General features: G+C 56.8%; 9 protein-coding genes. 4 read left to right on the top strand and 5 right to left on the bottom strand.

What is annotated here, in order from left to right; translation table 11 throughout:
* From H5U02_12625 to H5U02_12610, 4 genes are all read left to right on the top strand, one after another.
* Positions 1-187 (top strand): hypothetical protein (locus H5U02_12625; protein MBC7343263.1); only part of this gene is annotated, 187 nt, incomplete at its 5' end.
* Between the two features lie 355 nt (positions 188-542).
* On the top strand, positions 543-1,517 hold the full coding sequence (locus H5U02_12620) for a hypothetical protein (protein MBC7343262.1): 975 nt from the start codon (positions 543-545) through the stop codon (positions 1,515-1,517).
* 252 nt (positions 1,518-1,769) lie between these two features.
* Positions 1,770-2,027, top strand: coding sequence for a type II toxin-antitoxin system HicA family toxin (locus tag H5U02_12615; protein ID MBC7343261.1), 258 nt, complete (start codon positions 1,770-1,772; stop codon positions 2,025-2,027).
* Positions 2,028-2,058: 31 nt separating this feature from the next.
* Positions 2,059-2,367, top strand: coding sequence for a type II toxin-antitoxin system HicB family antitoxin (locus H5U02_12610; protein MBC7343260.1), 309 nt, complete (start codon positions 2,059-2,061; stop codon positions 2,365-2,367).
* Between the two features lie 103 nt (positions 2,368-2,470).
* Here H5U02_12610 and H5U02_12605 read toward each other — a convergent pair whose 3' ends face one another.
* The 5 genes from H5U02_12605 to H5U02_12585 form a co-directional block, all read right to left on the bottom strand.
* The gene (locus tag H5U02_12605) at positions 2,471-3,493 is read right to left on the bottom strand and encodes a rod shape-determining protein (GenBank protein MBC7343259.1); all 1,023 of its coding nucleotides are present in this window, start codon (positions 3,491-3,493) and stop codon (positions 2,471-2,473) included.
* A gap of 86 nt (positions 3,494-3,579) precedes the next feature.
* Positions 3,580-3,837: a sporulation transcriptional regulator SpoIIID gene (spoIIID, locus tag H5U02_12600; protein ID MBC7343258.1), complete on the bottom strand. Its 258-nt coding sequence runs from the start codon at positions 3,835-3,837 to the stop codon at positions 3,580-3,582.
* A gap of 82 nt (positions 3,838-3,919) precedes the next feature.
* Positions 3,920-4,837, bottom strand: a complete 918-nt coding sequence (locus H5U02_12595) for a M23 family metallopeptidase (GenBank protein MBC7343257.1) — start codon at positions 4,835-4,837, stop codon at positions 3,920-3,922.
* A 66-nt stretch (positions 4,838-4,903) separates the two neighbouring features.
* On the bottom strand, positions 4,904-6,025 hold the full coding sequence (gene spoIID / locus H5U02_12590) for a stage II sporulation protein D (GenBank protein MBC7343256.1): 1,122 nt from the start codon (positions 6,023-6,025) through the stop codon (positions 4,904-4,906).
* Positions 6,026-6,363: 338 nt separating this feature from the next.
* The coding region (locus H5U02_12585; GenBank protein ID MBC7343255.1) for a long-chain fatty acid--CoA ligase at positions 6,364-7,922 on the bottom strand (1,559 nt) is incomplete at its 5' end.

Here is a 7,922-nt window from a genome sequence, read left to right as displayed (position 1 = left end):
TTTTATTTCAACCCCCACCAACCTCTGGCTTTACTTCCAGGTGGCGGCAGCCGTAGATGCCACTTCCATCCCCAAAATCTTAATCCGGGGACAGCCAGCCCAGGTGCGCGGCCAGGCCGTGTGGCTGCTGGACCCGGCTCACTTGCGCCAGGTGCGCCAGCTCCTAGGCCCCTCCTCACCTATCTGAGCTTAGCTGCCTGTGATGAACCTCAGCTACCTTTTCTTGCAACTTGCCTGGACTCCCGCTCGCTCCGGTGATCCTTGCGGGTCAGACTAAAGCTCACCCCGAAGCTCCGGCGCCCAGCACTCAACCATGAGCCGAGCAAGGTAGTGAGGTTTTATCGTAACAACTATGGCGTACGTGCAAGTTAGTCGTGCTGACGCCACGTTGAGTGCTGGGCGGCCAATTCGACGTTCATGGGAAGCTCTCGAGTCAGTGAGGCTTGCTTTGGGCCTAAACTAAGGCCTACAGATAATGCTGCTTTTGGCCGAATAGGATCGATTGAGAATCTAATTGCTAATCTAGGAGGCAAAAAACACCCATGGCTTCGCAACCGCCGCTAGTGCAACCAGCCGCTGCACCTAGCCCAGTAGATAGTCCGCCCGCCATCTCTCAACCCTCATGGAACTCAGGCGATGAGATCGACCTCCGGGAATACCTGCTGGTGTTCTGGCGGCAGCGCCTGCTCATCGCTTCGGTGCTTGTGACAGCCGTTTTGGTTAGCGCCATTCTTAGCTTCTGGGTAATTGCGCCTACCTACAAGAGCACGAGCACCATATACCTAGGGTATTTCAATCACTCTGGCTACACCTTGGCCCCTTCTGGCCAAGGCAATCAGCCATGGCAACAGCTCTCCGGCTCCATCTATACCAGCCTGACCGGCGCCCAAGGAATCCTCACCAGCAACGATCTGCTACTAGAGGCAGCCCGGCAGGTTGACCCCAGCTTTACCGCCGCTAATTTGCCCGGGCTTAAAGCCAGAGTGAAAGTAGAGCCAGTAAAGGATTCCCCTTACCTGCAAATCGCCGTGGAGGATACCGATCCAGCCCGGGCCCGCGCCTTGACAGCCAGCATCATTGCTGCCTTTCAAAAGCAAAGCCAAGCTGCCTTCCAGCGCTACCAAAAGCTTTTGGAATCCCAAGCCCAGGTCCTCCACCAGCAACTGGCTTCCGTAGAAAAACAAATTGCCTCCGCCGAAAGCACCCTTAAGGGCATCGAAGCCAGCAACCTGCCAGTGGGAGCCAAAGACTTCCGCCGCTCGCAAACCCTAGAGACCTTGGGCGATCTCAGCTCCCAGCGCTTGCAGCTAACCAACGCCTGCCTGGATCTGCAACAGCAGCTAGATGCCCTCCAGCCCATGCAAATTATCTCCAGCCCCCAGGTGCCATCAGCGCCCATAAAGCCCAACCGTAAACTCAACTTGGCTGTGGCCTCTGTCTTGGGATTGATGGCAGGGTTGTTAATAGCATTGGGCAAGGAGTATCTCAGCGCCCCAAGAACAGCTCCCGGAAAATGACCAACCGCTAGACCCTGGTTGGTGCCCTCCACTATCTACCCCATCTTGGCATCCCGGAGCATTCTCTCCAGGTTGGGGGGTCCTTACCCGAAAACTGCGCGTAAGTGCCCGAAAAGGACCCGCTAAGGCCCGAAAAAACGGCACATAGTCCTTAGCGCTTTCCGGTCTCGTCGCGCAGGACTAAAAGCCTTTCTAAAGCTCTTGACGTGCTAGTACTGGATATGATACTATCCGCTTAGAGGCGTGGTCGGTTTGGGCAAACTGGAAAAACTGTACGAGAAGATCAAGCGCAATCCCAAACAGGTTCGCTTCGACGAACTCAGGAGGCTGCTCCTGCGGGCAGGCTTCAGAGAGCGCCAGCCCCGGAGCGGGTCGAGCCACTACACCTACGTCAGGGCCGACAAACTCATAACTGTGCCCAGGGATAACCCTATAAAACCCGAGTACGTCAAAGAAGCAATCAAGGCCCTGGAAGGGGAGATTAACGGTGGCAGCGGAGAAAAGCCTTGAGCATTACCTTTCGCTTCCCTACACAGTCGAGATGTATCCCTCGGAGCACGGAGGCTACGTGGCTAGGATAGCCGAACTGCCGGGGTGCATCACCCAGGGAGAAACGATAACCGAGGCAGCGGAGATGATCGAGGACGCCAAAAGGTCGTGGCTGGCGACGGCTCTGGAAGAGGGTATCCCCATCCCCGAACCGGTACCGGAGGACTACTCGGGGAAGCTGGTGGTCAGGATGCCGAGGTCGCTCCACAAGAGGTTGGCGGAGATGGCCGCCAAAGAAAGCGTCAGCCTGAACCAGTATATAGTCTATACCCTGGCGAGGGGCGTTGGGGATCGGTCCTAAGCCGAGCTAGCTCGAGCTACCGCAAATCTGCCACTTCAGCGAGCTGAGTGATACTCGTCCTTTTTGCCCGACCTTAACCAGTATCGCCGGCTCACCTGCTCACCTAACTAGACTCAAACGCCCCGCTCTTCCTGAGGGCCGGCAGCATAGCCAAGGCCTTCCCGGTTCCCAAGGCCACACAAGCGATGGGATCGTCGGCCACGTTTACCGGCAGCCCGGTTTCGGCTGCCAGCAAAGCGTCTAAGCCATGCAGTAAGGACCCACCGCCAGTCATAACGATGCCCCGATTCATGATGTCAGCCGAAAGCTCTGGAGGCGTCTTCTCCAGCACTTCCTTGACCGCCCCAACTACCGCTTCGATAGGCTCCTGCATAGCAATCCGGGTTTCCTCAGCCGTGATTTCCACCGTCCGAGGTAAACCGCTGACCAGATCCCGCCCTCGCACTTCCATCCGGTCCGGCTCCAGGGACAGGGAGGGGAAGGCGCAGCCAATGGCCATCTTGAGCTCTTCGGCGGTGCGATCGCCCACCATCAGGTTGTACTCCTTGCGAATGTATCGGACAATAGCTTCATCAAATTTGTCGCCACCTACCCGCAGCGACTTGGAGCAGACAATACCGCCCAGGGATAGCACCGCCACATCGGTGGTGCCACCGCCAATGTCGATGACCATATTGCCGCAGGGTTCAGAGATATCCAGGCCCGCGCCCAAGGCCGCCGCCAGCGGCTCTTCCATGATGTGTATCTCCCGAGCGCCGGCCTGGGTGGCCGCTTGGCGCACTGCTCGTTCCTCCACTCCAGTAGCTCCGGTGGGAATGCAGACCATGATGCGGGGACGAATAAAAAAGCGCCCCCCGCTGGCGCGGTAGATGAAGTATTTGAGCATTTTTTCGGTGGTATCGTAATCGGCGATGACGCCCTCGCGCAAGGGCCTGACCGCCACAATGTTGCCGGGAGTGCGCCCCAGCATGCGCCGGGCTTCCTCGCCCACGGTGATGATCCGGTTGGTGTTGCGATCGATGGCTACCACCGACGGCTCATTGAGGACGATACCACGCCCCTTGACATATACCAGTACGCTGGCAGTGCCTAGATCGATGCCGATGTCCATTGACCAGCCAAACATAAACAAACTCCCTTCGCCTGGAGATAGAGCCAGATTTTGCTTTTGCTTCTAATTCTCCATCGCGAAGGGAATTCCTTTTTGTCTCATTAAGAGGCTTTGATTTCTTGATACTTTCTTCGGGTAGCTTCCCCGCCACGAATGTGCCTTTCGGCCTTATTTAGGTCCAAGACCAAGCGTACCTTGGCAGCCAAAGCGGCGTTGATATCTGGCAACCTCTCAGTGACATCCTTGTGAACGGTGCTCTTGGACACTCCGAAGGCAGCAGCCGCTTGGCGGACCGTGGCTGAAGATTCTACCAAATATGTAGAAATATCCAAAACCCGCTTGCGGATGTGCTCCTGCATGAGGAAGCCTCCCTCAAAGCTTGCTACGTTATTTATATGAGGGTTTGCAGGCAAAAAGAACGTTGGCGCTTTGCCCATGGTTTCACAGCCCCTTTAAGTAGGTAAGAGGATCCTCGGGTTCCCCTCGGTGCCGGAGCTCAAAGTGGAGATGGGGTCCCATGTCGGCCTCACCGCTGCCGGGATCGCCGATGGCTCCCAACACCTGCCCCCGAGAAACCAGATCGCCAGCTGCCACCCGCACTTCTTCCAAGTGGGCATAGACGGTCTCATAGTTGCCGCCATGGTCAATGACCAACCGATAAGCCTGCTCGGGAGTGCTGGTTACTTGCTTTACTCGCCCGGCCAAGGCTGCCCGGACCTCAGTCCCCGCTGGTGCCGCCAAGTCTATACCCGGGTGCAGCCGGTAATCGGCAAAAGCCCGGGCATAGGCAAACCCATAAGGAGCCTTCATTTCCCCATTTAGGGGGCTAATCATTTGCCGCAAGTCGGGCGAATTGGCGGTAGAACCGGTAGCACTAGAAGTTTCTTGGCCAGGGGCTTGCGGGCCACTGGGCAAGCTCCCGGGCTCTAAAGGGCGAGTGGTGGCAGTCTGGTAAGGATTGCTGGGAAAAGAATCCGGGTTGCCAGCCCCGGTGATCGCTGGCCACCCCCACCAATGATTTAGGGTGCGCAATACCTGGCCGGAGCCGATGCCATACCCAGCTGCAAATATGGCCACCAATAGCGCCGAGGCCACTAGACCTAGCTTGATCCGCCTCTTGGTAACCGGACGGCTAAGCCGCACATAGGCCCGACGTCCGCCCCGAACCAGAGCTATGGCCGTCCCGCAGGCTGCCGCCGCTATGACCTTACCGGCGGTAAGGTAAGCTTCTAGGATGGGCCCAATCACCCCAGGGTGCTTGACCTGGGTGGCTGGTCGCCGACCCTTCTTGGCCCGCCGGTTGTCGTCCGCCGAGCGTCCAAGCCAGTTCAGCTTGTCCTTGACTGTATCCAACGACAATTTCATAGAACCACCTCAAGGCCTATTTTTTCCCCTCGAGGTGAAAATTAAACCTAAAGGCTTACTTTAAAGCTTGAGCTTCTTAATCTCTACCCCGGAATAATAGTAGGTGAGGATATCCCGGTAGGTCTTTCCTTCCTTGGCCATGCCGTTGGCCCCATATTGGGACATGCCAACCCCGTGGCCCCGCCCTCGGGTGTAAAACACCAGGTATCGGCCCGAGGCTTCCCAGCGAAAATCAGTAGAATTTAACCCCAAAATCTGCCGCAAGCGGCTGGCCTCTATTTCTTTGCCATCAATCATCATGGTCTTCACCCGGCCGCTTTTGGTGCGTTTCAATACTTTGAGGGCAGGACCATTGGACCCTAAAGCGCTAGTGGGGAGGGCACTGAGATGGGTGCCCAAGAGGCGGTCCAAGTCGGAAAGGCTGACCACAGTTTTGCCCTCAAATTTAGGCGAGCTCGTGTCCCAAGGGCTGGGTACACCCCGCAGGTAGGGGATACTTTCGGACCACACGTCCTCCGAGTCCTCGGTATGGCCGTTGGAAACGGAGTGATAGACCGGATCGATGTAGCACCCTTGATAAACCAGCACCTCGCCGGCAGTGGCCTTCACCGCCTTTTCTATCTTGCGAAGATAAGCTAAATAACGGACTAACCCCCAGCGGCGCCGCATCTCTTCCTTGGAAAACCAAGCCTGGCAATGGGTGGGGTTGGTACATAGATCTGCCCCGGGGTGGCCCTGGGGGCCGGGGAGCAGGGTGCCGTTCGGGTCCTCCTGCCGAGACTGTGCCGGTGCCGAGGGAGTGGTGGCCGAGCCGGGCGTAGAAGCTGGAGCCGGCGCCCGAGCTTCAACTAACCTTTTCAGGGCATAAGTGCGAGCAGCTACCGCCTGGGCCTTCAAGGCTTCAAGCTCAAACTCGGCCGGCATCTCCGCCGCCACCACCCCCACCAAGTAATCCTCCAAGGCCAAAGACATAACTTTTCCAGTGCTGGTATCGAGGACTCGAACCAAGGTAGGGCCCACCCTGATGGAGGCGCCCGACCTGGGTTTTAGCAGGCTCGTCACCCAGAGAGAAGCTACCACCACCAACGCCAATAGCGCCAAAGCCAGCAGCACTCGCCTTTGCCGCTGCCGATAGAGGCGGCCCCAGGGATCGCCTCCATAACCGGGACTAAATCGCGCCAAGCCGGTTCTCCCCCCAAAGCCAAGCCTGGAAAAAGTATCGATCCTGATTTATCCTATGCTGGGAGTTGGTGGGGTAGACCGGCGGGCAGCCGCAAGCAACCAGGGCTGGAGAGCAAGGCCCAGGCTTGCCAATGCAAGAGAAGAAGAGGAAACAAGAGAACTGTTCCCTTGTTTCCTCCTTAGCACGCAGGCAATTAGTGAGCATCATACCATTCCCAGTAGCGGCAAAATGAGCCGCAGCACCAACCAGATAACGACAACGCCCATAAGCTCCAGCCAAAATCCAATTTTGATCATTTGCCTAGTCGTGTGGCTTGGGCCTGTGGAGCACTCCTTACCTACGCCCCCTTTTCCGTGCCTTCCTTGGCCGCCTCCGCCACCGCCTCCTCTTTTAGCACCCGCCGCAGTACCTTGCCTACCATAGTCAGGGGAAGCTCATCCCTGAACTCCACTATCCGCGGCACTTTGTAGCCGGTTAGCTTGTTGCGGCACCACTGGCGAATCTCATCCTCAGTAAGGGTCTGGCCCTCCTTGGGCACCACCACTGCCTTGATGCGCTCCCCGGCGTATTCATCCGGCACTCCCACTACCGCCACTTCCTTGACCTTGGGATGCTCATAGATCACTTCTTCTACTTCGCGGGGATAGACATTGAAGCCGCCGGTAATGATCATATCCTTCTTGCGGTCAACGATGTAGAAGAAGCCATCCTCATCCATTTTGGCCACATCGCCCGTATATAACCATCCATCCCGGAGCACTTGGGCGGTCTCCTCCGGCCGGTTCCAATAGCCCTTCATTACTTGCGGCCCCTTGACCACCAGCTCACCGACCTCGCCGGGGGGAAGCTCCCGGGTTCCGGTCTCCATATCCACGATCTTTACGATCGTATCCGGAAGAGGTATGCCGATGCTGCCCGGTTTGCGCGTCCCTTTGAAGGGATTGCAGGTAACCACCGGGGAGGCTTCGGATAAGCCATACCCTTCCACGATCCGGCCGCCAGTCTTGGCCTCAAACTGGTTCATCACCTCCACCGGCATGGCCGCAGCCCCGGAGTTGAGCACCTTGATGCTGCTCATGTCAGTCTTGGCCAAATCGGGATGGTTTAGAAGGGCAATATACATGGTGGGCACGCCGTTAAACAAGGTTGGTTTATACTTCCTTATTAGGCTCAACACTTGCTTAAAATCATTGGGCTGAGGGCATAGGATCATGGTTCCTCCAAAGCCTATTAGCAGGTTGAGGTTGGTGGTGAGCCCGAAGGAATGAAAGAAGGGCAAAAGCCCGATACCCCTCTCTTGGCCCTCAATGAGGGTATCGCCCACAATGGCCCGAGCCTGGTGGCAGTTGGCCACCATATTCATGTGGGTGCACATGGCCGCTTTGGGGATTCCGGTAGTTCCTCCAGTGTACTGGAAAATGGCTATATCCTCGGCAGGATTGATATCCACCCTGGGCGGCCGCCCATGGCTAGAGTTGATTAGATCCGAAAGGTTAAATAAATAGGCCTTGGGCGTGATAGCGGGATAGGAATTTTTACGCTTGGCCAACAAGGGATAAAGCTGTTTTAAGGGGAAGCTCAAAAATTCGTTGGCCCGGGTCCAGATGACCATGCGCAGCTTGGTCCTAGGTTTCACCGCCTCGATCCGGGAGATAAATAGGTCCAGAGCAATAATAGCCTCAGCCTCAGAGTCCGCCAGGATGTTTTCGATTTCCCGCTCGGTATATAGGGGGTTCATTTGTACCACAATGGCTCCTAGCCTAAGCACCGCCAGGTAGCTTAGTACGTACTGAGGTGTGTTGGGCAGCATCAGCGCTACCCGGCTTCCCTTCCTTACTCCAAAATTGGCCAAAGCCGCTGCCAAGCGGTTGGATTTTTCTTGGACCTGGCGGAAGG

The organism is Clostridia bacterium (genome assembly GCA_014360065.1).
Taxonomy (GTDB): domain Bacteria; phylum Bacillota; class DSM-521; order Neomoorellales; family JACIYF01; genus JACIYF01.
This window is presented reverse-complemented; position numbering and strand designations above follow the sequence as displayed.

Excerpts from the sequence above, each read along its gene's own strand:
- H5U02_12620 (MBC7343262.1), top strand. The coding sequence starts at position 543 with ATGGCTTCGCAACCGCCGCTAGTGCAACCAGCCGCTGCACCTAGCCCA.
- H5U02_12610 (MBC7343260.1), top strand. The coding sequence starts at position 2,059 with ATGTATCCCTCGGAGCACGGAGGCTACGTGGCTAGGATAGCCGAACTG.
- H5U02_12605 (MBC7343259.1), bottom strand. The coding sequence starts at position 3,493 with ATGTTTGGCTGGTCAATGGACATCGGCATCGATCTAGGCACTGCCAGC.
- spoIIID (MBC7343258.1), bottom strand. The coding sequence starts at position 3,837 with ATGCAGGAGCACATCCGCAAGCGGGTTTTGGATATTTCTACATATTTG.